The organism is Salinarimonas sp., from assembly GCF_040111675.1.
GTDB lineage: Bacteria > Pseudomonadota > Alphaproteobacteria > Rhizobiales > Beijerinckiaceae > Salinarimonas.
This window is the reverse complement of record NZ_CP157794.1, coordinates 3,857,322-3,880,140: the sequence shown is the minus strand read 5'-3', so window position 1 is coordinate 3,880,140 and position 22,819 is coordinate 3,857,322. Positions and strand designations below refer to the sequence as shown.

Here is a 22,819-nt window from a genome sequence, read left to right as displayed (position 1 = left end):
ACTTGGTTCACGAGGGCGCGGGGGAGACCCCGCGCCCTTTCCTTTTGCGCGCCGAGACCTCCCCGCAGGGGAGAGGGAATTATCGGCGCTCCATGGCCGACGCTCGCGACCGTTCCACAGAGCGCCTTCGCACGCCGAATGCGAATGCCCATCGCCTTCACCCCCGCAGCCGACGAGCGGCGATGCGTTTCTCTCCGGCCCGGACGATGATCTCCCAGTGGTCCGCCTGGACGACGTCCCGGATCCTGCTCGGGCGATACGCCGCGACGTTCTCGCCGCCTGCGTGGCGCAGGCTGTCGTAGAGGATGCCGTCCTCGCCAGCCGCGCGCAGTCCCTCGCCGAAGGACTGCGCCGCGGCGGTGCTCGTGCCGGCGTAGAGATCGGGCCGCTCCGCCGCCTGCCCGCGGATGTCGACGTAAGCGCCCTGGAGCGTCGCCTCGTAGGCGCGGAAGACCCGCGTGAGCGAGGGCTCGCCGCGCGCCGCCGCCTCGCGGCGCAGGTGATGGCCCACCTCCGCCACCGCCGTGCGGATCGCGGCCGCCGCGTACCAGGCCCCGAGGTCGGGGCCGTTGAAGCGGCTGCCGCCCGGCGCGACGTGGAGGAAGGAGGCCATGACGATACTGGCGTTCGGCCGGCCGTAGACCCATTCGTCCCGCGGCAGGCGGGCCACGCGATGTGCGACGAGGCGGTCGTTGGTCCAGCCGACGAGCTCCATCACCGCTTCGAGATCCGCCGCCGTCGCGACACGCTCGAACAGGGCGATCGGCGGAAAGCGCGAAGGGATCAGGCGATGGCTCGGCCTCGGCGCCGGGGCGCGGACATGCGTCATGAGAGGTCGATGTCGCCATCCTCGTAGGGCGTGAAGCCCTCGTCCACGGCGTTGGGCGGCATGTAGATCCCGCCGCGCGCGGCGTCGAGGAAGCGGCGCACGGTCAGGAGCGCGTCCTGCGAGCCGTCGGTGACGAGCGCCATCGGAGGGCGTCCCGCGAAGACCGGCGCGCCGTGCGGCGAACGCAGCCATTGCAGGCCCGCCGCCTCGTCGCCCTCGAGGATCGAGAGCGCCTGGTAGATGCCGAGAAAGGCCGAGATCCGGGTCAGCGTGTCGAGGTCGAGGGTGACGTCCCGGTGCTCGCGCACGGCCTTGGCCCAGCCGTGATAGGTCGAGCGGGACGGCGAGCCCAGCACGCGCAGCCGCTCTTCCTCAGTCATCCGCCAGAGATCCGCCACCGCGAGGAAGGTGCGCAGGCCCGGCCCACTCAGCCGGCGGCGCTCGGCGCTGCTGAACAAAGCCGGGTTCACGAGCTGCGGTCCCGCGGCGGCGGCGGGGCGGCGCTCCGGGCTGGCGTTCGGCATGAAACGCTCCTCTTGTCCTGATCCGAATATGGTCCGAATTCGGACATCCGACAAGACGCCGCCGCGCAAACCCCGTTACATCCGCCCCGCGCCGCGCTAGAACCGTCCTCCCCGACGTCAACGAGGTTCCCCCATGCGCGTGATCGGGCTCGCCGGCTGGAGCGGCGCGGGCAAGACGACGCTTCTCGCCAGGCTCATCCCCGCCCTGGTGGCGCGCGGGGTCGAGGTCTCGACCCTCAAGCACGCGCACCACGCCTTCGATGTCGACCGGCCCGGCAAGGACAGCCACACCCACCGCGAGGCCGGCGCGCGGGAGGTGCTGGTCGCGTCCGCGCGGCGCTTCGCGCTGATGCGCGAATACGGCCCGGGCGAGGAGGAGCCGCCGCTCGGCGCGCTCCTCGCGCGGCTCTCGCCGGTCGACCTCGTGATCGTCGAGGGGTTCAAGGCCTGGCCGCATCCGAAGATCGAGGTGTTCCGCGAAGCGAACGGCAAGCCGCATCTGTACGACACGGCGCCGAACGTGCGCCTCCTCGCGAGCGACGTCCCCGTTCCCGCCGCGCCGGTTCCGGTGATCGCTCTCGACGACGTCGAGGCCATCGCGGACGCCGCCTTGCGCGAGGCGGTCGCGCGCGACACGCTCCTCGCGGAGCTCGCGCGCACGCCTTCGCCGGCGCGGCTCAGGCCGGCGCGCGGCTGAAGGAGACCGGACGATGGCCCAGCTCTCGAACGATTGCTTCGCCTTCGGCGGCGCCCTGATGCGGGTCGACGAGGCGCTCGCGCTCATCGCCGAGCGGATCGCGCCGGTGACGGCGGTGGAGCACGCGCCGCTCGCCGAGGCGGACGGACGCGTGCTCGCGGACGACGTCACGGCGCCGATCCCGCTGCCACCCTTCTTCAACTCGGCCGTCGACGGCTACGCGGTCCGCCACGCCGACCTCACGCCGGGCGGCGAGACGCGCCTTCCCGTCTCCGGGCGGCTGGCGGCGGGCGCGGCTCCGGCCGCCGACGCTGCGGAGCGCGTGGCGCTGCGCATCTTCACCGGCGCGGCCATGCCCGAGGGTTTCGACACGGTCTACATGCAGGAGGACGCCGTGCGCGAGGAGGGCGACGTCGTCCTCCCCGCCGGCCTGAAGCCCGGCGCCAACGCCCGTCCCGCCGGCGAGGATCTCGAGGCCGGCGCGCTCGCCCTGCCGGCGGGCCACCGGCTCACCCCGCGCGACCTCGCGCTCCTCGCCGCGCTGGGCCTTCCCGAGATCCCCGTGCGCGCGCCGTTGACGGTGGGCGTGTTCTCCACGGGCGACGAGCTCGTCGGGCCGGGCCGGGCGCTCGGGCCGGCCAAGCTCTATGACGCCAACCGCTTCATGCTGATTTCGCTCGCGCGCCGCGCCGGCTGCGTCGTGCGCGATCTCGGCATCCTGCCGGACCGGCGCGAGGCGGTCGCGGCCGCGCTGGCCGATGCGGCCGAGCGCGTCGACATGCTGATCACGTCCGGCGGCGTCTCGACCGGGGAGGAGGATCACGTCAAGGCGGCGGTGGAGGCGGCCGGCGCGCTCACCTTCTGGCGGGTGGGCATCAAGCCCGGCCGGCCGGTGGCGCTCGGCGTGGTGAAGGGCAAGGCCTTCATCGGCCTGCCGGGGAACCCGGCGGCGGTGTTCGTGACCTTCGCCATGCTGGCCCGGCCGCTGATCGCGCGGCTTGCGGGGGAGACCTGGCGGCGGCCGGTGTCGTTCCCGGTGCGCGCCGGCTTCGCGTACAAGAAGAAGGAAGGCCGGCGCGAATACGTGCGCTGCGCGCTCGCGCCGGACGGGGCGGGCGGCCTCCTCGCCCGCAAGCACCCCCGCGAGGGCGCGGGGGTGATCACGTCGCTGACGCAGACGGCGGGTCTCGTCGAGCTGCCGGAGGAGGTCACGCGCGTCGCCGAGGGCGACACGGTGGCGTTCCTGCCCTACGCGGCGCTCGTGTGAGACGTCCTGCACCCTGTCTGTCATCCCGGGCCGCGGAGCGGACCCGGGACCCATACCCGCCGACCTGATTTCGCAGCCTTCAGGCTGCGTCACACCGACACGTCGAACCGGTGTGCGACGAGCGCGACATGCGCGCTCGAGGCCGACGTCGAGGATATGGGTCCCGGATCGCCTTCGGCGTCCGGGATGACAGCTCCACGCGAGCCGCGGACCGCTTCAAGTCGTTCAGCTGCGCGAGGAATACCAGTCCGAGCCGACGAGGTTGTGGCCGGGGTCGCCCACGCGGGCGCCGGTCGTCGCATAGGCGTCGGCGGCGGTGGACTGATAGGTGCTCTCGAGCAGGTAGGCCGCGCCGACGGCGACGGCGAGCGCCACGACGAGCGAGGCGACGAAGGCTTTCATCGGGGTTTTCCTCCCAGGATTCCGGTTCTCTATCAATGCCGCGAAACGCGAGCGCTTTCAAGCGTTTGCCACGTCGTCGCCGACGTTCGCGCCAGCGGTCGCGGGAACTCGAACAACAAAAGCGAATTGCCTCGCGAAACGGGCGTTTCACGCCCTCGGAGAGCATTCATGAGTTCCCACGATCCTCGCGATCGCGCCGGCGCTCCGCCGCGCGCGCTCGGCGTCGCACGCCTGTTCGGCGCCCTCGTCCTCGGCGGCTTCGTCGCCGCGCTCGCCGTGCCCCCCGCCGTGGAGGCGACGGGCGCCATCGAGTTCTTCCGCGCCGACAGCCGGGCGACGCAGCCGGGCCGCGCCGAGCCGCCGGGCCTGCTCGGGCGGATCTTCGGCGGCGAGCGTCGCGCCGCGCCTCGCGTCCGGCCTGCGCCGCAGCCGCGCCAGGCGACGCCGCGCCCGGCGGCCGAGCCCCGCCAGGCGCGCCGAATCGTCCCCTCGTCCCGCGGGCGGACCTACTGCGTGCGCATGTGCGACGGCTACTACTTCCCCGTCGGCGATCTCGCCGCGCGGCGCGACCTGCCGCTGCACGACCTCGCCTGCAACGCGGGCTGCCCCGGGGCGCCGACGAAGCTGTTCGTGCTCCCGCCCGGCGCCGAGGAGATCGAGGAGGCCAAGGCCGCAGACGGCATGCGCTACGCCGATCTGCCGATGGCGCAGGCCTACACGACGGCGATCGACGGCACCTGTTCCTGCCAGGGCCCGAACCGCCGCGTCGCCGACCGGCTCGACATCCGCCACGACATGACGCTGCGCCGCGGCGACATCGTCGTCACCAGGGAAGGCCCGCTCGTCTATCGCGGCCGCGACGGACAGCCGGAGGAGCTCGCCGAGTTCCGCCCCTTCGGCGAGGCCGAGATCGCCGGGAGCCTGCGCGCGAAGGCGGACGCGCGGCTCGGCGTGAGCTTCCGCAAGGAGATCGCGCGGGAGTTCCTGGCCGAGACCCGGGCGACGGTGGACATGGCCTCGCGGTGACGTCGCGCCGCGCCGATCCGCCTCACGCCTCGCCATGCTCCGCGAGGAGGCGCTCGGCCTCGGCCACGTCCTCGGGCGTGTTGGCGTTGAAGAACGGATCGAGCGGGGTGGCCGGCCAGGCGGCCAGCGCGACGCCGTGGCGGGCGGTCCAGCGGTCGATCTTGCGCATGTCCTTTACGACGAGCGCGTGGCGCAGGTCCTCGCGCAGATCCACCCGCCAGAGCGCGTTCGTGGGATGGGTGCGCCCGTCGCTCTCGGCGCAGGCGAGCGGCGTCCCCGCCGCCGCGCGGGCGGCGTGCAGGCGCGAGACGAAATCGCGCGGGACGAAGGGCGTGTCCGCCGCGAGCGTCGTGACGTAGGCGATGTCGGGCCGGTTCCGCGCCGCCCAGTCGAGCCCGGCGAGCACGCCCGCGAGCGGGCCCGCGAAGCCCTCGACCGTATCCGCCACGACCGGCAGCCCGGTCTGCGCGAACCGCGCCGGGTCGCCGTTGGCGTTGAGGACGAGCGCGTCGCATTGCGGCGCCAGCCGCTCGATGGCGCGGGCGAGGATGGTCTTGCCGCCGATCGTGCGCAGCGGCTTGTCGCCGCCGCCCATGCGCCGCGCGAGCCCGCCGGCGAGGAGTACGCCGAGCGTGGGGGGATGCGCCTCACTCATCGCCGCCCGCTCCCTCCTTCGATCCCTTGCGCCGGTGCTTCGCGCTCTCGTCGGCCACGTAGGAGAGGTCCTGGTCGTAGACGATCCGCTCCTCGCCCGAGAGCGCGACGAAGCGCTTGCCGCGCGCGCGGCCGATGAGCGTGAGCCCCGTGCGCCGGGCGAGCTCGACGCCCCAGGCGGTGAAGCCGGAGCGCGAGACGAGGATCGGGATGCCCATGCGCACGGTCTTGATCACCATCTCCGAGGTGAGGCGCCCCGTCGTGTAGAAGATCTTGTCGGCGCCGGTCTCGCCGTGGCGGAACATCCAGCCGGCGATCTTGTCGACCGCGTTGTGGCGCCCGACGTCCTCCATGTAGACCAGCGGCTCGTCGCCGCGCGCGAGCACGCAGCCGTGGATCGCCCCCGCTTCCAGGTAGAGCGAGGGCGTCGTGTTGATGGCGTGGGTGAGGCGGTAGAGCCAGGAGGTGCGCAGGCTCGCCTTCGGCAGCACGATGTCGTCGAGCGCCTCCATCAGGTCGCCGAAGGTGGTGCCCTGGGCGCAGCCGGAGGTCTGCGTGCGCTTCTTCAGCTTGTCCTCGAAATTGGTCTCGCGCTCGGTGCGCACCACGACGACCTCGAGATCGTCGTCGTAGTCGACCGCGGTGACGACGTCGTCGGGCTTGAGCATGTTCTGGTTGAGCAGATAGCCGAGCGCCAGGTATTCCGGATAGTCGCCGATCGTCATCATCGTGACGATCTCCTGGGAATTCAGGTAGAGCGTCAGCGCCCGCTCGACGACGACGGCGGTGTCCACGGGCCGGCCGGTCTCGTCGACGCCGGAGACGGTTCGGGTGAGCCGCGGGTCGGCGGGATCCGGGGTGATCCGGGTGGTGGACGTCACATCAGCACTCATGCGCGACCTCACGAAGCCTGGGCGCCGGCGCGGCTGGCCGAGCAGGGCGGTCTCACGATGAGCCTCTCTATCACGGCCGGCGGGCCCTCGAAACGCCGAGGAGCGGCTCGGCCTCACTCTGCGTCGTCGCCATCCGCCGAGCGGTCCTCCTCCACCACGGGCACGGCGTAGGTCCCCGTGAACCAGCGCTGCAGGTCGACGTCGGCGCAGCGCTTCGAGCAGAACGGGCGATACTTCACCACGGCGGTCTTGCCGCAGATCGGGCAGGCGCGACCCGCCATCTCGGCGAGGTCGTCGTTGGCGGGGGCCTCGGTCGTCTTGCGGGGCATCGGGTCTCCTTCTCCGCGCGGCGCTCTCACACCGCGTTCAGCCAGGACAGCCGCACGGGGTAGCCTTCGCCCTCGAGCAGCGCCGCGGTCTCGTAGATGGGAAGCCCGACCACCGCCGGGTAGGACCCGACGAGCTTGATGACGAAGGCGCCGGCCAGCCCCTGGATGGCGTAGCCGCCGGCCTTGCCGCGCCATTCGCCGGAAGCGAGGTAGGAATCGATCTCGTCCCGCGACAGCCTCTTGAAGCGCACGCGGGTCTCGACCACGCGCTCGCGAAAGCCGTCCTTGGGCGTCACCACGCACACGCTGGTATAGACCCGGTGCTGGCGGCCCGAGAGCAGCCGCAGGCAGCCCGCCGCCTCGTCGACGATCTCGGCCTTGGGCAGGATGCGCCGGCCGACCGCCACCACCGTGTCGGCGGAGACGAGATAGGCGCCTTTCAGGCTCTCGTCAGCCCGCGCCGCCCTGAGCGCGCCGCGCGCCTTCTCTTGGGCGAGGCGGCGGGCGAGGTCGCGCGGCTTCTCGAGCTTCAGCGGCGTCTCGTCGACGTCGGCCGGCAGCAATGCGTCCGGCTCGAGCCCGATCTGCTGGAGGAGCTGCAGGCGCCGCGGCGACGCCGAGGCGAGGACGAGCTTCGGCCGCCATTCAGGCTCGCGCGATCCGAACAACGACACGGGTGGTGATCCTCCAGGCATGAGCCCGCGCGAGAGGCGCGGCGGCCGGACGTTAGAGCATCATCCCACCGAGTGGAATCCGGTTGATGGGCGAGATGATGCTCCAAGCAACAGGCCGCGGCGCGGCTTGTGAGCGGCCGCTCGCGTCAGATGTCCGGATCGCCGTCCGGCGCGCGGGCGGCCGCGCGCTCCGCCGCCGCGTGGTGGGCGTGCTCCTTGGCGAGCCGCCGGTAGCGCTGCACGCCGACGGGGATCGCGGCGAGGTAGACGACGACGGCGATCGACAGCATGGCGAAGGGGAAGGACACGACGAGCGCCACCAGCGCCACCGCCCCCACGAAGAGCGGCAGCACCCGCTCGCGCGGGATCCGCTGGCCCAGCGTCTTGCCCGCATAGGTCGGCACGGTGGAGACCATCATGAAGGCGATGGCGACGAGGTAGGCGAGCGCGAAGGGCGCCGCGACCTCCTCGTTCGTCGGCACGCCGAGAAAGTAGAGGTAGATCGGGAGCAGCGCCGAGAGCGCGCCCGCGGGTGCGGGCATGCCCACGAAGAAGTTCTTGCGCCATTCCGGCCGGTGCGGATCGTCGAGGGCGACGTTGAAGCGCGCGAGGCGCAGGCAGGAGGCGATGGCGAAGACGAGCGCCGCCGCCCAGCCGACGCCGCCGGCGTTGTCGAGCGTGAAGGCGAACAGGATCAGCGCCGGCGCGACGCCGAAATTGAGGAAGTCCGAGAGCGAATCGAGCTCGGCCCCGAAGCGCGAGGTGCCCTTCAGGAGCCGCGCCACGCGCCCGTCGAGCGCATCGAGCACGGCGGCGACCAGGATCGCGTAGACGGCGAGCTCGAGCCGGCCCTCGTAGCCGAGGCGAATGGCGGTGAGCCCCAGGCACAAGGCGAGCAGCGTGATCAGGTTCGGCGCGATGACGCGGAACGGCACCGGCTTGAAGCGGCGCCGGCGCGGCTCGTTCGGATCGGGGGCGAAGGGGGCGAAGAAGTCGCTCATGGTCTGGCAACGAGCCGGGCGGGGCGACGGTTCAGCCCGCGCGGAACTGGCGCGGGGGCTCCGACGACTTCAGGTCGGCGAGCACGGTCTCGCCGGCGATGGCGTTCTGGCCGAAGCCGACCAGCGGGCGGGCCGAGAGCGGCAGGTAGACGTCGAGCCGCGAGCCGAAGCGAATGAGCCCGAAGCGCTCGCCCGCCTCGATCTCCTCGCCTTCGCGCACGAAGGAGACGATGCGCCGCGCCACCAGGCCCGCGATCTGCACCACCGCGATCTCGGTCCCGCTCGTCTCGATGACGAGGGAGTTGCGCTCGTTGTCCTCGCTCGCCTTGTCGAGCTCGGCGTTCAGGAACAGGCCCTTGGAATAGACCTGCTGGGTGATGGTGCCCGACACCGGCGCGCGGTTCACGTGGCAGTTGAACACGTTCATGAAGATCGAGATGCGCGTCATCGGCTCGCGCGGCAGGTCGAGATCGTGCGGCGGCACGGCGGTGGTGATCATGCTCACCCGCCCGTCGGCGGGGGAGACGACGAGCCCGTCGCGCAGGGGCGTCGTGCGCGGCGGGTCGCGGAAGAAGTAGGCGACCCACAGCGTGATCACGAGCCCGATCCAGAACAGCGGCTCCCACAGGAAGCCGAGCCCGATCGAGGCCGCGCCCGCGATGGCGATGAAGGGATAGCCCTCGCGGTGGATCGGCACGAAGACCTTGCGGACGGATTCGACGAGGGACATGGGACAGGCTTCCAAAACGATACGGTACGGCTTCAAGCGCATGCGGGATCGCGCGCCCCGGGTCAACTGTCGCGAGGGCGCGCGCGTTCGCAGACGGCGTGGCGCAGAGGCGTTCAGTCGCTCCTCGGCGAGGCAGGATCCCCCGCGACGGGAGCGGGCGCCGGGGCGGGCGCCTCCAGCGGAAGGCCCCGCGCCGCCAGCCGGGGGAAGAGGAGCTGCTGCCCGAGCCCCCGCGCCACCAGGAAGACGAGGAAGGACAGCCACAGCGCCGTATTGCCGAGATCCTGCAGGAGGTAGAGCAGCGCGATGTAGACCGCGAGCGCGGCGAGCATCGTGTTGCGGAGCGCCGCCGTCCAGGTCGCGCCGATGAAGACGCCGTCATGGGCGAAGGCGAGGGCCCCGGCGAGCGGGGTCAGCGCCGCGAAGACGAGATAGAGCCGGGCCGCCTCGCGCACCTCCGGATCCGTGGAGACGAAGTCGATGAAGGCGGCGCCGCCGACATAGAACCCGGCGGAGAGCAGCGCGCCGAAGACGTGCGCCCACAGGACCGCGATTCCCGCCGCCCGGCGGAAGGCGCGCGGGCGCTTCGCCCCGTAGGCCTGGCCACCGATGGCCTCCGCCGCCGTGGCGAAGCCGTCGAGGAAGTAGCCGCCGATCAGGAAGACGTTGAGGAGCACCGCGTTCGCCGCGAGCGTCACGTCGCCCGAGCGCGCGCTCAGCGACTGGAAGCCGATGAAGGCCACCATCAGGGCGATCGTGCGGATCATGATGTCGCCGTTGACGGCGAGCATGCGCTTCAACGCGACGGGATCGAAGAGCGCCGCGCGCCGCGCCCGCAGCGGGTTGTCGCCGAGCCGGACGACGATCGCGAGCCCGAGCGCGAAGCCGATCGTCTCGCCGATCACGGTGCCGAGCGCCGCGCCGGCGACGCCCCATTCGAGGCCCACCACGAGCCAGATCGTCAGCGCCACGTTGGCGAGATTCTGCACGACCTGCGTGAGGAAGCCGAGATCCGTGCGCCCGCGCCCGGTGAGCGTGCCCAGCAGCGCGTAGTTCATCAGGGTGACGGGCGCGGCCCAGATGCGGATGGCGAAATACTCGGCGAAGGCCGCGTCCACGGCGTCCGACGCGCCGATGATCGCGAAGGCGCCCCAGGCGATCGGCACCTGCAGCGCGAGGAGGAGAAGGCCGATGGCGCCGCCCACCGCGAAGGCGCGCGCCAGCGTCTCGGAGACGCCCTGCCGGTCGCGCGCGCCCACCGCCTGCGCGGTGAGGCCGGCCGTGCCCATGCGCAGCGCGCCGAAGGTCCAGAACAGGTAGTCGAACACCGCCGCGCCGAGCGCCACGGCGCCGAGCAGCGCCGCGTCCCCCAGCCGGCCGATCACGGTGGCGTCGACGAGGCCGAGCAGCGGCACCGTGATGTGCGAGAGCATCATCGGCACGGCGATGCGGAACATCCGCCCGTGCGTCACCTCGACCGGCGCGGTCTCCGCATGGGCCATGACGGGCGCGCTCAGCGCAGCGCCGAGAGGAGGCGCGCGACGACGTAGATCGGCACCACCACGACGGCGCCGTAGGCGAGCCAGCGCCCGAGCGTGCCGAAGGCCTCGAAGCCGGTCTCCCAGAGATCGCGCAGAACCTCGATCGCGCCGCTCACGAGCCCCTGCGGCGTGATGCCGACGAGCGACATGAACGCGCCGACGAGCAGCGACAGGAAGATCAGCTTGGTGATCACGGCGGCGGGCGAGCCGCCCAGGATCCGCTGCATCGGCAGCCTCCGGTACCCACGCGCCGAGGCGGGCGCATGCGCGCTTCACATGGCAGGGGAGGGCGGGCTTGGCAAGACGGGGTTCGGCGAGACGGGGCTCGGCGAGACGGGCTCGGCGAGACGACCCCTCCCCGCAGGGGAGGGAGGAGGCCCGAAGGGCCGACGGGTGGGGAGGGCCCGCATCGAGCGCGCCGTCCCCTCCGGGCCGCTGACGCGGCCCACCTCCCCTGCGGGGAGATGGCGGCCGTCGCGTCACTCGATCGGCGCGGAGGCCTTGGCGGTGGCGCCGATCTTCGAGGCGGCGATCACCGCCTGGGTGCGGCTCTCGACGCCGAGCTTCTGGAGGATGGCCGAGACGTGGGCCTTCACGGTGGCTTCCGAGACGCCGAGCTCGTAGGCGATCTGCTTGTTGAGCAGCCCCTCGGACAGCATCATCAGCACGCGCACCTGCTGGGGCGTGAGCGTCGCCATGCGCCGGGCGATCTCGGCGGCCTCGTCGTCGTCGTCGGCCGCGAGGTCGACGTCCGGCGGCGTCCAGCTGTCGCCGGCGAGCACCGCCTGCACGGCGGCGCCGATCTCGGCGGTGTCGAGGCTCTTGGGGATGAAGCCGGAGGCGCCGAAGCCCACCGCGCGGCGGATCACCACCGGATCCTCGTTGGCCGAGACGATGACGACCGGGATGTCCGGATATTGCGCGCGCAGGTAGATGAGGCCCGAATAGCCCTGCACGCCCGGCATGGTGAGGTCGAGCAGGACGATATCGACGTTGGCGTCCTTGGCGAGGGCGGCGGTCAGCTCCTCGAGCCCGCCGGCCTCGACCACCGAGACGTCCGCCAGCACCCCGGTGACGGCCTGGCGCAGGGCGCCGCGGAAGAGCGGGTGATCGTCCGCGATCACGATGGTCGTCTGGCTCGCCTTGTCCACGCTTCCGCCTCCCCAACGCTCGACCGCGCGCGGGACCGTGTGGTCCTGCTACCGTACCGCGAGGGGAAGCCGAATTCGTGCGCCGGCGCAAGAGGGTATGAACACGAAGGACCCGATCGAGGTTCAGATCAGAGCCGCGCCGCCGCGGGCGGGGTCGAGCTCCGGCTCGCGCCGCCCCGTGCCCCGCGCCGCGGGCCCGCCCGCGCGCAGCATCAGCCGCCCCGATCCGGCCTCGGCCCTCATGCGCCCGCCCTCGACGATCACCGCCCCGCGGCGGATCACGGTGGTGGGCCAGCCGCGCACGGTGCGGCCGGCATAGGGCGTGTAGCCCGTGCCGTCGCGGACCGTCTCGTCGGAGAAGGTCACCTGCGCCGCCGGGTCCCAGATCGCGACGTCGGCGTCGTAGCCCGGCAGCAGCGCGCCCTTGTTCGGCAGGTTGTAGATCCGCGCCGGGTTGGTCGCGGTGAGCGCGACGAAGGCGTCGAGGTCGGCGCGGCCGTGCGAGATCATGGCGTCGAACAGGAGCGGCAGGCGCGCCTCGAGCCCCGGCAGCCCGTTCGCCATCTGCTTGAAGGTGCTCTGCGGGCCGTGGGCGAGCTTGCCGGTTTCATCGAAGCGATAGGGCGCGTGGTCGGAGGAGACGGTCTGCAGGTCGCCGAGCGCGAGCGCGCGCCAGAGCGCCTCCTGGTCGGCCTCGGCGCGCGGCGGGGGCGAGCACATCCATTTCGCGCCCTCGAGCCCGGGCCGGTCGAGGTCGGCGGCGGTGAGAAAGAGGTATTGCGGGCAGGTCTCGGCGAAGACCTTCGCCCCCTCGCCGCGCCAGCGCCGGATCACCGCCGCGCCCTCGGCGGTCGAGACGTGGAAGATCATCACCGGCTGGTCGAGGAGCAGCGAGAACCGGATCAGCCGCTCGAAGGCCTCCGTCTCCGACAGGCGCGGATGCGAGAGCGCATGGTGCTTGGGCGCCGTGTGTCCGGCGGCGAGGAGGCGCTTCACCGTCCAGGAGATGATGCCGTGGTTCTCGGCGTGGACGCACACCATCGCGCCCTTGTCCTTGGCCACCGCCATCACGTCGAGGAGCTGCTCGTCCGAGAGGCGGATGCGGTCGTAGGTCATGAAGGCCTTGATCGAGGAATGGCCCTTCTCGATCAGCGCCGGCAGCTGGGCGAGCGCGGCCTCGGTCGGGTCCGCCACGATCATGTGGAAGGCATGGTCGATCACCGCGCCGCGGGCGGCCAGCGCCTCGTAGTCGGCGACGACCTCGGCGAGGTCGAGCCCCACGTGCTGGGCGGCGAAGGCGATGACGCTGGTCGTGCCGCCGAAGGCGGCGGCGCGCGTCGCGCTCTCCCAGGTGTCGGCGTTCATCAGCCCGCCGGCGGAGACCTGCTCGATATGGGTATGGCTGTCGATGCCGCCGGGAACGACGATCTTGCCGGTCGCGTCGATCTCGGCTCTGCCCGGCGGCAGGCCGCGCCCCACCGCCACGATCGTCTCCCCCGCGATGGCGACGTCGGCGACGACGGAGCCCGCGGCCGAGCCGACGAGGCCGTTGCGGATGACGAGATCGGGCGTGTCCGAGCCGGGCGTGATCATGCGAAACCTCCTGTGCGCGCGGCCGCCACTGGACACCGCCCCGGCCGCGGTTTCAATGGGAGGCGAAAGGAAACCGCATGAGCGCCGACGCCCGCATCCTCGTGATCAACCCCAACAGCAACGCGGGCGTGACCGCCGCCATGGCGGAGGCGCTCGCGCCCTTCGCCCGGCCCGACGGCCCGCGCATCGACTGCACGACGCTGGAGGAGGGGCCCTTCGGCATCGAATCGCAGGCCGACATCGAGAGCGTGGTGCTCCCTCTCGCCCGGCTGGTGGCGCGGGAGAAGGCGGCGGCCTACGTCATCGCCTGCTTCTCGGATCCGGGCCTTCAGGTCTGCCGCGAGGCGACCCGCGCGCCGGTCCTCGGCGTGCGCGAGGCCGGCGTGCTCACCGCGCTCGCCCGCGCCGACCGCTTCGGCATCATCGCCATCCAGAACCGCTCGATCCGCCGCCATCTGCGGGCGCTGCGCGAGATCGGCGCCATCGGCAGGCTGGCGGGCGACCGCTCCCTCGACATGTCGGTGGCGGAGACGGCGTCGGGCGAGGCGACCTTCGGGCGGATGCTCGAGATCGGCCGGACCCTGCGCGATACGGACGGCGCCGAGGCGATCGTGCTCGGCTGCACCGGCATGACCCGCCACCGCGCCGCGCTCGAGGCCGAGCTCGGGATCCCCGTCGTCGACCCGACCCAGGCCGCGGTGGCGATGGCGCTGGGGGCCGTGCTGGCGGGGTGAGGACGCCCCGAGCCCTCCCCGCAGGGAAGGGAGGAGGCTCGTAGAGCCGACGGGTGGGGAGGGCCTGCGTCGACCGCACCCGCCCCTCCGGGCCGCATGCGCGGCCCACCTCCCCTGCGGGGAGATGGCGGCGTCGCGCCTTTCGTCTCCCGCTCAGCCCGCCTTCTTCTCGAGCCGGCGCCGGTGCAGCACCGGCTCGGTGTAGCCGGAAGGCTGCACGCGGCCCTCGAAGACGAGGTCGCAGGCGGCCTGGAAGGCCGGGCCGTCGAAGGCGGGGGCCATCGGCTGGTAGAGCGGGTCGCCGTCGTTCTGGCGGTCGACCACCTCGGCCATGCGCTTCATCGTCTCCATCACCTGGTCGCGCGAGACGACCCCGTGATGCAGCCAGTTCGCCAGGTGCTGCGAGGAGATGCGACAGGTGGCGCGGTCCTCCATCAGGCCGACGTCGTGGATGTCGGGCACCTTGGAGCAGCCCACCCCCTGGTCGATCCAGCGCACCACGTAGCCGAGAATCCCTTGAGCGTTGTTCTCGATCTCCGAGCGGACCTCGTCCTCCGACCAGTTCGGCCGGTCGGCGAGCGGGATCGTCAGGATGTCGGCGAGCGTCGCCCGCTCGCGGGAGGCGAGCTCCTTCTGGCGGGCCTTCACGTCGACCTTGTGGTAGTGCGTCGCGTGCAGCGTCGCCGCGGTGGGGGAGGGGACCCAGGCGCAGTTGGCGCCGGCCATCGGGTGGCCGATCTTCTGCTCGAGCATGGCCTGCATGCGGTCGGGCATGGCCCACATGCCCTTGCCGATCTGCGCCTTGCCCGGCAGCCCGCAGGCGAGGCCGACGTCGACGTTGTTGTTCTCGTAGGCCTGGATCCAGGCCGTGCCCTTCATGTCGTTCTTGCGCACGACGGGGCCCGCCTCCATCGAGGTGTGGATCTCGTCGCCGGTGCGGTCGAGGAAGCCCGTGTTGATGAACACCACGCGGTTCTTGGCGGCGCGGATGCACTCCTTGAGGTTCACCGTGGTGCGGCGCTCCTCGTCCATGATGCCGACCTTGAGCGTGTGGCGCTCGAGCCCCAGCGCGTCCTCGACGCGGCCGAAGATCTCGTTCGTGAAGGCGACCTCGTCGGGCCCGTGCATCTTCGGCTTGACGATGTAGACCGAGCCCGCGCGCGAGTTCCCCGGCCCCGTCCCCTTCAGGTCGTGGATCGCGATCGTCGAGGTGATCATCGCGTCGAGCAGGCCCTCGAAGACCTCGTTCCCCTCGCGGTCGAGCACGGCGGGGTTGGTCATCAGGTGGCCGACGTTGCGGATCAGCATCAGCGAGCGGCCGTGGAGCGCGAGCTCGCGGCCCTCCGGATCGGTGTAGACGCGGTCCGGGTCGAGCTTGCGGGTGAAGGACTTTCCGCCCTTGGCCACCTCGGCGGCGAGGTCGCCCTTCATCAGGCCGAGCCAGTTGCGGTAGGCGATCACCTTGTCGGCGGCGTCGACGCAGGCGACCGAATCCTCGCAGTCCATGATGGTCGAGACCGCGGCCTCGAGGATCACGTCGGAGACGCCGGCCTTGTCGGTCTTGCCGATCGGGTGGGCGCGGTCGATCGCGATCTCGGCGTGGAGCGCGTTGTGGCGGATCAGCACGCCGTCCGGCGCGTCCGCCCCGCCGCGATAGCCGGCGAAGCGGCTCGTGTCGTTCAGCCCCGTCTCGGCGCCGCCCTCCAGCGTCACGACGAGCCGGCCGCCCTCGACGCGGTAGCCGGTCGCGGCCGCGTGCGAGCCGTGGGCGAGGGGGGCGATCGTGTCGAGGAAGCCCTTGGCGAAGGCGATGACCCGCGCCCCGCGCTCGGGATCGTAGCCGCCGCCCGCGGGGAGGTCGCCGAGCGCATCGGTGCCGTAGAGCGCGTCGTAGAGCGAGCCGAAGCGGGCGTTGGCGGCATTGAGCGCGTAGCGCGCGTTGGTGATCGGGACGACGAGCTGCGGCCCGGCGATGTCGGCGATCTCGGGGTCGACCTTGGTGGTCTCGACCGCGAAATCCGGACCTTCGGGAAGCAGGTATCCGATCTCGCGCAGGAAGCTCTCGTAGGCGGCGGCGTCGTGCGGCTTGCCCCGGCGCTCGAGATGCCAGGCGTCGATGGCGCTCTGCAGCTCGTCGCGGCGGGCGAGAAGGGCGCGGTTCTTCGGCGTCAGGTCGTGGACGAGGCCGGAGAGGCCTTTCCAGAAGGTTTCCGCAGCGACCCCGGTCCCGGGAAGCGCTTCCTCTTCCACGAAGGCGTGGAGCTCCTTCGCCACCTGAAGCCCGAAGGCGTCGATACGCTGCGTCATGATGCACTCCTCCCGCGCCGTTGATCTCGCGTGCAGTCTAGCAGCTAGCAACGGCGGCGGCGGCGTTCAATCGATGGACGGGCGTTTCACTGTTTCTCAAACGGAAAGAATTGGGGCGTTTCTTGCCGCAGCGTCATCCCGCGAGCGCGCTCGGGCGCATCACCTCGGCGGAGGGGCGCGCCAGGCAGACGCGGTTGCGGCCGGAGCGCTTGGCGGCGTAGAGCGCCGCGTCGGCGGCGCGCAGCACGTCGTCCTCGCAGGCGCCGCGCTCGCCCTCCGCCACGCCGAACGACCCCGTGATGGAGATCGTCTCGCCGCAGATCTCGAAGCTCTCGCGGGCGAGGCGCTCGCGCACGCGCTCGGCGAGCGCCATCGCGCCCTCCTTCCGGGTCGCGGGCAGGAGCAGCACGAATTCCTCGCCGCCGACGCGCCCGAGCACGTCGGCGTCGGCGCGCATGGCGCCGCGCAGGAGGTCGGACACGGCCCGCAGCACGCGATCGCCGGCGGCGTGTCCGTAGACGTCGTTGATGCGCTTGAAGTGGTCGATGTCGACGGCGACCAGCGAGAACGGCCGCTCGTAGCGCTCGGACAGGGCGAGTTCCCGCTTGAGGGCCGCATCGAAGCCGCGGCGGTTGAGCGCCTGGGTCAGCTCGTCGGTATGCGAGAGCCGCCGCAGCTCCTCCTCCAGCGCGCGCCGCTGCTCCATCTCGGCGGCGAGCTCCTCGCGCGAGCATTCCGCCTCGATCAGCGCGTATTTGAGGTCCGTCACGTCGCAGAAGGAGATGACGAAGCCGTCCTCGAGCGGCACGATCGTCACCCGCAGCCAGGTGTCGAGGCGCCGGTGCGAGATGTTGATCTCGAAGCGCTCGGTGGCGCGCTCCTCGATCACGCGCACGCAGCGATCCCAGACCCGGCGCGCCACGAGGCCGGGGAAGAGCGCCTTGAAGGAGCCGTGCACCAGCCGCCAGACCGGATGGCCGGAATATTCGGAGGCCTGCTGGTTCGCCGTCACGATCACCGCGTCGACGATGCGCCCCTGCGGGTCGCGCACGGCGCGCACGCTCATGATGCCGTCCTGCGAGGCCTCGAGCACGGCGGTGAGCAGGTCCTCGCGCGAGCAGCGGGGGGCGACGTAGGTGGCGATACGGTCGCCGCCGCAGGGCGCGCGGCAGGGCAGGATCAGGCGCTCCCAGGTCTTCACCCGCTGGACGGCGAGCGATTCGTGCACCGCGAGCATCGGTCGGCGCTCCTGGCGAACGCGGTCGAGCAGCGTGCGGTAGACCTGCGCCGCCGGATCCGGCATCTCCGAGACGAGCCGCCCGGCCATGTCGAGGCCGTAGGTCGCCGTCACCGCCGGGCCGAATCGCAGGTAGAACCAGTCGTTCTCGCCCCACGGCTCGAGCAGCTCGACGGCGTCGGCGGTCGCGTCGTCGAGACGGTCGAACAGGACGTCGACCGGCGCGCGTCCGTCAGGGGTCGCGAGCTCCTCGAAGGCGGCGAGGACGACGCCGGCTTGCGGCGCCGTCGCATGGTCGCGAATATCGCTCGTGTGGACGGTCGCAGTCATCGAAGGGAATCGGTTCCTCGTGTCTGCCCAAGCCTTAGCCGCAGGACCGATGAGGTCGCGTGAATTGGACCGTTCGAATTGTCTGTAAACGGTCGCTGAGCCGACGATCGCCGCGGCACGCCGCTTGCCGCACCCCTCCGCGAGCCCCCGGCCGCCCCGGCCGCCCGTGCCAGAACGAGACGTCGCCATGCTCCGCCCGTTCACCATCGCAGTCCTCCTCGCCGTCGCCGCGACGCCCGTAGGGCAAGCCTCCGACGCCGGCGCCTTCGCCGTCGCGCCCCGCGCCTGCGGCGGCGACGCCTGGAGCTACGCCATCGCCCGCGACCGCTCGGCGCCGGACGGCCGCTACGCGGTGGGTCCGCAGACCTATTGCGCCGAGGTCGCGCGCGAGGAGGGCTATCCGGTGGGCCCGATCGGCATTGTCGTCGACCCGTTCTCGGACCGGGCGCCGCCGGCCCGGCCCGTGCCGCCGCTCTCGCCCTTCGCGCGATGAACGAGGCGGCTCTCCCCTCTCCCTCGTGGCTAGATGCACACGTCTCGCTAGGCGAAGGCGTTCCGCCAGGCGGTCGCGACCTGAAGCGTAGAGCGCGGACGGTCTCCCCTCGCCCTCGTGGCTGTTCAGACGCTGGAGAAGGTGGACGGGTGTGCCTAGACATAGTGGACGCTTTTGGCATGCGGTCGAGGAGGGCCCCATGCCGCGCGAGCCAGCCCTGTCGAGCACATCCGGACACGGCTCGCGCTGCATCCCGACCCACATCCGCTCCCTTTGGGGGCACCTTCTCCACGGGGAGAAGGACGAGCGGCTGGCGCCGCTCGCTGATCGCGACCAACGGCGCGGGACGATATGTGAATCGAGTAGCCCTCGTGGAGAGGGGAGTCGGTCGGCGCATACCTCGCCCATGCGCCGACGCCCATGCGCCGACGCCCACGCGCCGACGCCCACATCCGCAGCCTCCGAACGCCGGTGCGAATCTCCGGAAAAGCGCCTATCTCCGAGAGGTGACGGCGCGGCGCGCGCGTGCGACGAAAGTTGACCGGGTCGCGGAATTATGTCAGCATTACTGACGTAAACTGCTGGACAAGATCGGGGAAACCGGCGTCGGCGGCTGCGAGGAGGAGTGAGCCATGGACGAGGTACGGATCGACCGCCAGGCCGAGCTGGCCGCCGCCGAGACGGCTGCGGCGCAGGTCGGGACGGCCCTGCGCGACGTGTCGCTCGACGACAAGTACGACCTCTCCAAGGAGCGGGTCTTCCTCACCGGAACGCAGGCCGTCATCCGCATGCTGCTGATGCAGCGCGAGCGCGATCGTCTGGCCGGGCTCGACACCGCGGGCTTCGTCTCGGGCTATCGCGGCTCCCCCATCGGCGGGCTCGACCTCAACCTGTTCCGCGCCAAGAAGCAGCTCCAGGCCGCGAACATCGTCTTCCAGCCGGGGCTCAACGAGGAGCTCGCCGCCACCGCCGTGTGGGGCGCCCAGCAGGCGCAGATGCGCGGCGAGGGCAAGCACGACGGCGTCTTCGGCGTCTGGTACGGCAAGGGCCCGGGCGTCGATCGCTCCGGCGACGTCTTCCGTCATGCCAACATGGCCGGCACCGCGCCCCATGGCGGCGTGCTCGCGCTCATGGGCGACGACCACACGGCCGAGAGCTCGACCGTGGCGCACCAGTCGGAGTTCCATTTCGTCGACGTGATGATGCCGATCCTGAACCCCGCGGGCGTTCAGGAGATCCTCGATTACGGCCTCTACGGCTACGCCATGAGCCGCTTCACCGGCGCGTGGGTGGCCTTCAAGTGCGTGAAGGACAACATCGAGTCGACCGCCTCCGTCGACGCCTCGCTCGGCCGGGTGAAGATCGAGATCCCCGACGATTTCGTCATGCCGCCGGGCGGGCTCTCCATCCGCCCCGGCGACGGCATCCTCGAGCAGGAGGCGCGCCTCCACGACTTCAAGCGCGACGCGATGATGGCCTTCGTGCGCGCCAACAACCTCAACCGGATCGTCCTCTCCGGCGGTCGCACGCCGAAGATCGGCGTGATCACGGTGGGCAAGTCCTATCTCGACGTGCGCCAGGCCATGGATGAGCTCGGCCTCGACGAGGTCAAGGCCAACGACATGGGCCTGCGCCTCTACAAGGTCGCCTGCCCCTGGCCGCTCTCGCAGCGCGAGCTCGTCGCGTTCGCCCGCGGGCTCGACCTGATCATGGTGGTCGAGGAGAAGCGCTCGCTCATCGAGGTCCAGGTCCGCGAGGAGCTCTACGGCACCGCCGACCAGCCGACCTGCATCGGCAAGAAGGACGAGGAGGGCCGCTGGCTCTTCCCCGTGAAGGGCGCGCTCGATTCGAACGAGATCGCCATCGCGCTGGGCGAGCGGCTGCTGCGCTACCATCGCAACGACGATCTCGCCGGGCGCGTCGCGCGGCTGAAGACGGCGCAGGAGGTGCTGGCGCAGACGACCGACGTCGGCTCGCGCACGCCGCATTTCTGCGCCGGCTGCCCGCACAACACCTCGACCGTGGTGCCCGACGGCATGCGCGCCTATGCCGGCATCGGCTGCCATTACATGGTCCAGTGGATGGAGCGCGGCACGCAAGGCTTCACCCAGATGGGCGGCGAGGGCGCGAACTGGATCGGCGAGGCGCCGTTCTCCGAGCGCGGCCACGTCTTCCAGAACCTCGGCGACGGCACCTACAACCATTCGGGCGTTCTCGCCCTGCGCTGGGCCGCCCACACCAAGACCAACATCACCTACAAGATCCTCTACAACGACGCCGTCGCCATGACCGGCGGGCAGCCGCACGAGGGCGCGATCACCGTCGACATGATCGCCCGCCAGGTCCGCGCCGAGGGCGTCGAGCGGATCGCGCTCGTGACGGACGAGCCGGACAAGTATCCCAAGACGGTGAAGTGGCCCGAGGGGATCACCATCCACCACCGCGACGATCTCGACGACGTCCAGCGCCAGCTGGCCGAGGTGGGCGGCGTCTCGGTCCTGATCTACGACCAGACCTGCGCCTCCGAGAAGCGCCGGCGCCGCAAGCGCGGCACCTATCCCGATCCCGACAAGCGCGTGATCATCAACGAGCTCGTCTGCGAGGGCTGCGGGGACTGCTCCGTGCAGTCGAACTGCGTCGCCGTGCAGCCGCTCGAGACCGAGTTCGGCCGCAAGCGGCAGATCGACCAGTCGAACTGCAACAAGGACTTCTCCTGCGTGAAGGGCTTCTGCCCCTCCTTCGTCACGGTGGAGGGCGCCAAGCCCAGGAAGGCGAAGGTCACGGGCTCCGCCGAGGCGCTGCCGGAGGCGGTGCCGGAGCCCGCGATCCCCGCGATCGACCGCACCTGGAACTGCATCGTCACGGGCGTGGGCGGCACCGGCGTCGTGACGATCGGCGCGATCCTCGGCATGGCCGCCCATCTCGAGGGCAAGGGCTGCGGCATGATCGACATGGCCGGCCTCGCCCAGAAGGGCGGCATGGTCTATTCGCACGTGCGCCTCGCCAACACGCCGGAGGAGATCCACGCCATCCGCGTCGCGGCGGGCTCGGCCGATCTCGTGCTCGGCTGCGACCTCGTCGTCACCGGCACGAAGAAGGTGCTCGCCGGCGTCACCGCCGGGCGCACGGCGCTCGTCGTCAACACGGCGGAGGTCTATCCCGGCGACTTCACCCGCAACCCGGATTTCTCGCTCCCGGCCGTGCGCCTGCGCCGCGAGATCGACCGGCACGCGGGCGGCGAGAAGCTCGACTTCCTCGACGCCACCGCCATCGCCACCGCGGTGCTCGGCAACGCCATCGCGGCGAACATGATGATGCTGGGCTACGCCTTCCAGAAGGGCGCGATCCCGCTCGCGGCCGCGGCCATCGAGCGCGCCATCGCGCTCAACGGCGAGGCCGTCCCGATGAACCTCGAGGCCTTCCGCCTCGGCCGGCGCGCGGCGGCGCATCCGGAGGGACTCGCCGAGCTCGTCGCCTCGCTCAAGGCGCCGACCAGGGCGCGCACGCTCTCCGAGACGCTCGACGAGGCCGTGGCCCGGCGCGTGGAGTTCCTCACCGCCTACCAGTCGAAGCGCTACGCCAAGACCTACGAGCGCCTCGTCGCCCGCGTGCGCGAGGCCGAGGCGGACCGCGTCCCGAACTCGGACGCGCTCTCCTGGGCGGTGGCGCGCAACCTGTTCAAGCTCATGGCCTACAAGGACGAGTACGAGGTCGCCCGGCTCTATTCCGACGGCGCGTTCCAGGAGCAGGTGAACCAGACCTTCGAGGGCGAGAACCTGCGCTACACCTTCCACCTCGCCCCGCCGCTCATCGCGCCCAAGGACAAGAAGACCGGCCTGCCGAAGAAGATCACCTTCGGCCCCTGGATGATGAAGGCCTTCGGCCGGCTCGCGAAGCTCAAGGGCCTGCGCGGCACCCCGTTCGACCCGTTCGGCTACACCGCCGAGCGCAAGACGGAGCGCCAGCTGATCCGCGACTACAAGGCCCTGATCGAGGAGATCGTGGCCCGCCTCTCCCCGCAGACGCACGTCACGGCGGTAGGCCTCGCCTCCATCCCGGCCAAGATCCGCGGCTTCGGGCACGTGAAGGAGCGCAACCTGAAGGCCGCGAAGGCGGAGGAGGGGGTTCTGCTCGAGCGGCTGCGGAACCCGCAGGCGGTGGAGATGGCGAAGGCGGCGGAGTAGTAGAACTCCGATCTTTACAGCGCGGGCATGAGAGCCAAGCTCTACAACTTACGGCTTAAAGAGGCTCTCATGCGCGTATGGTGTTCATGGCTTACCGCTCTCGGGGCCGCCTTATCCATTTCGACCATGGCTGAGGCGCGGCCATCGGACTGGCAAGACATCACGTCGGATTTCTGCACGGCGCTGCAGGCATCTGGTTCCTGCTCAACCCTCAAGATGCGTC

The 22,819-nt window shown here is 71.3% G+C and carries 21 protein-coding genes; 6 read left to right on the top strand and 15 right to left on the bottom strand.

What is annotated here, in order from left to right; genetic code table 11:
* Positions 1-157 precede the first annotated feature (157 nt).
* Complete coding sequence (locus ABL310_RS18020; RefSeq protein WP_349368380.1) at positions 158-829, bottom strand: RES family NAD+ phosphorylase; 672 nt, start codon at positions 827-829, stop codon at positions 158-160.
* On the bottom strand, positions 826-1,353 hold the full coding sequence (locus ABL310_RS18015; protein WP_349368379.1) for an MbcA/ParS/Xre antitoxin family protein: 528 nt from the start codon (positions 1,351-1,353) through the stop codon (positions 826-828). Before ABL310_RS18015 ends, ABL310_RS18020 begins: the two co-directional genes overlap by 4 nt.
* 133 nt (positions 1,354-1,486) lie before the next feature.
* On the opposite strand from ABL310_RS18015, the gene mobB reads away from it, so the two are divergent.
* Positions 1,487-2,050 (top strand): molybdopterin-guanine dinucleotide biosynthesis protein B, encoded by a 564-nt coding sequence (gene mobB, locus ABL310_RS18010; protein WP_349368378.1) that lies wholly within the window; start codon positions 1,487-1,489, stop codon positions 2,048-2,050.
* Positions 2,051-2,063: 13 nt separating this feature from the next.
* On the top strand, positions 2,064-3,317 hold the full coding sequence (gene glp, locus ABL310_RS18005; protein ID WP_349368377.1) for a gephyrin-like molybdotransferase Glp: 1,254 nt from the start codon (positions 2,064-2,066) through the stop codon (positions 3,315-3,317).
* Between the two features lie 225 nt (positions 3,318-3,542).
* Here glp and ABL310_RS18000 read toward each other — a convergent pair whose 3' ends face one another.
* Positions 3,543-3,719, bottom strand: coding sequence for a hypothetical protein (locus tag ABL310_RS18000; RefSeq protein WP_349368376.1), 177 nt, complete (start codon positions 3,717-3,719; stop codon positions 3,543-3,545).
* Positions 3,720-3,887: 168 nt separating this feature from the next.
* Here ABL310_RS18000 and ABL310_RS17995 point away from each other — a divergent pair, with 168 nt between their 5' ends.
* Positions 3,888-4,745, top strand: a complete 858-nt coding sequence (locus ABL310_RS17995) for a DUF2865 domain-containing protein (protein WP_349368375.1) — start codon at positions 3,888-3,890, stop codon at positions 4,743-4,745.
* 22 nt (positions 4,746-4,767) lie between these two features.
* Here the strand turns inward: ABL310_RS17995 and mobA are convergent, their stop codons facing one another.
* The 10 genes from mobA to hydA form a co-directional block, all read right to left on the bottom strand.
* On the bottom strand, positions 4,768-5,400 hold the full coding sequence (mobA, locus tag ABL310_RS17990) for a molybdenum cofactor guanylyltransferase MobA (RefSeq protein ID WP_349368374.1): 633 nt from the start codon (positions 5,398-5,400) through the stop codon (positions 4,768-4,770).
* On the bottom strand, positions 5,393-6,292 hold the full coding sequence (locus ABL310_RS17985; protein WP_349368373.1) for a formate dehydrogenase accessory sulfurtransferase FdhD: 900 nt from the start codon (positions 6,290-6,292) through the stop codon (positions 5,393-5,395). The genes mobA and ABL310_RS17985 overlap by 8 nt, the downstream gene beginning before the upstream one ends.
* A gap of 113 nt (positions 6,293-6,405) precedes the next feature.
* The gene (locus ABL310_RS17980; RefSeq protein WP_374730342.1) at positions 6,406-6,621 is read right to left on the bottom strand and encodes a DNA gyrase inhibitor YacG; all 216 of its coding nucleotides are present in this window, start codon (positions 6,619-6,621) and stop codon (positions 6,406-6,408) included.
* Between the two features lie 26 nt (positions 6,622-6,647).
* Positions 6,648-7,316, bottom strand: coding sequence for a Maf-like protein (locus ABL310_RS17975; protein WP_374730341.1), 669 nt, complete (start codon positions 7,314-7,316; stop codon positions 6,648-6,650).
* Positions 7,317-7,441: 125 nt separating this feature from the next.
* Positions 7,442-8,296, bottom strand: a complete 855-nt coding sequence (locus tag ABL310_RS17970) for a phosphatidylcholine/phosphatidylserine synthase (protein WP_349368371.1) — start codon at positions 8,294-8,296, stop codon at positions 7,442-7,444.
* Between the two features lie 31 nt (positions 8,297-8,327).
* Positions 8,328-9,068, bottom strand: coding sequence for a phosphatidylserine decarboxylase (locus tag ABL310_RS17965; RefSeq protein ID WP_349368370.1), 741 nt, complete (start codon positions 9,066-9,068; stop codon positions 8,328-8,330).
* A gap of 71 nt (positions 9,069-9,139) precedes the next feature.
* Positions 9,140-10,528, bottom strand: coding sequence for an MATE family efflux transporter (locus ABL310_RS17960; RefSeq protein WP_349368369.1), 1,389 nt, complete (start codon positions 10,526-10,528; stop codon positions 9,140-9,142).
* Between the two features lie 11 nt (positions 10,529-10,539).
* Positions 10,540-10,794 (bottom strand): DUF6460 domain-containing protein, encoded by a 255-nt coding sequence (locus ABL310_RS17955; protein WP_349368368.1) that lies wholly within the window; start codon positions 10,792-10,794, stop codon positions 10,540-10,542.
* 252 nt (positions 10,795-11,046) lie between these two features.
* Positions 11,047-11,718 carry a response regulator transcription factor gene (locus tag ABL310_RS17950; RefSeq protein ID WP_349368367.1) on the bottom strand — a complete coding sequence of 224 codons (672 nt, stop codon included), beginning with the start codon at positions 11,716-11,718 and terminating at the stop codon, positions 11,047-11,049.
* 123 nt (positions 11,719-11,841) lie between these two features.
* Positions 11,842-13,311, bottom strand: coding sequence for a dihydropyrimidinase (gene hydA / locus ABL310_RS17945; RefSeq protein ID WP_349368366.1), 1,470 nt, complete (start codon positions 13,309-13,311; stop codon positions 11,842-11,844).
* A gap of 77 nt (positions 13,312-13,388) precedes the next feature.
* Here hydA and ABL310_RS17940 point away from each other — a divergent pair, with 77 nt between their 5' ends.
* A complete protein-coding gene (locus ABL310_RS17940) occupies positions 13,389-14,045 on the top strand; it encodes an aspartate/glutamate racemase family protein (protein ID WP_349368365.1) in 657 nt (218 codons plus the stop codon).
* Positions 14,046-14,198: 153 nt separating this feature from the next.
* Here ABL310_RS17940 and ABL310_RS17935 read toward each other — a convergent pair whose 3' ends face one another.
* Both ABL310_RS17935 and ABL310_RS17930 read right to left on the bottom strand, forming a co-directional pair.
* Complete coding sequence (locus ABL310_RS17935) at positions 14,199-16,352, bottom strand: malate synthase G (RefSeq protein WP_349368364.1); 2,154 nt, start codon at positions 16,350-16,352, stop codon at positions 14,199-14,201.
* A 133-nt stretch (positions 16,353-16,485) separates the two neighbouring features.
* Positions 16,486-17,919 (bottom strand): diguanylate cyclase, encoded by a 1,434-nt coding sequence (locus tag ABL310_RS17930; protein WP_349368363.1) that lies wholly within the window; start codon positions 17,917-17,919, stop codon positions 16,486-16,488.
* A 187-nt stretch (positions 17,920-18,106) separates the two neighbouring features.
* On the opposite strand from ABL310_RS17930, the gene ABL310_RS17925 reads away from it, so the two are divergent.
* Together ABL310_RS17925 and ABL310_RS17920 are read left to right on the top strand one after the other, a co-directional pair.
* Positions 18,107-18,412, top strand: a complete 306-nt coding sequence (locus ABL310_RS17925) for a hypothetical protein (protein ID WP_349368362.1) — start codon at positions 18,107-18,109, stop codon at positions 18,410-18,412.
* A gap of 632 nt (positions 18,413-19,044) precedes the next feature.
* Positions 19,045-22,596 (top strand): indolepyruvate ferredoxin oxidoreductase family protein, encoded by a 3,552-nt coding sequence (locus ABL310_RS17920; protein ID WP_349368361.1) that lies wholly within the window; start codon positions 19,045-19,047, stop codon positions 22,594-22,596.
* Positions 22,597-22,819 lie beyond the last annotated feature (223 nt).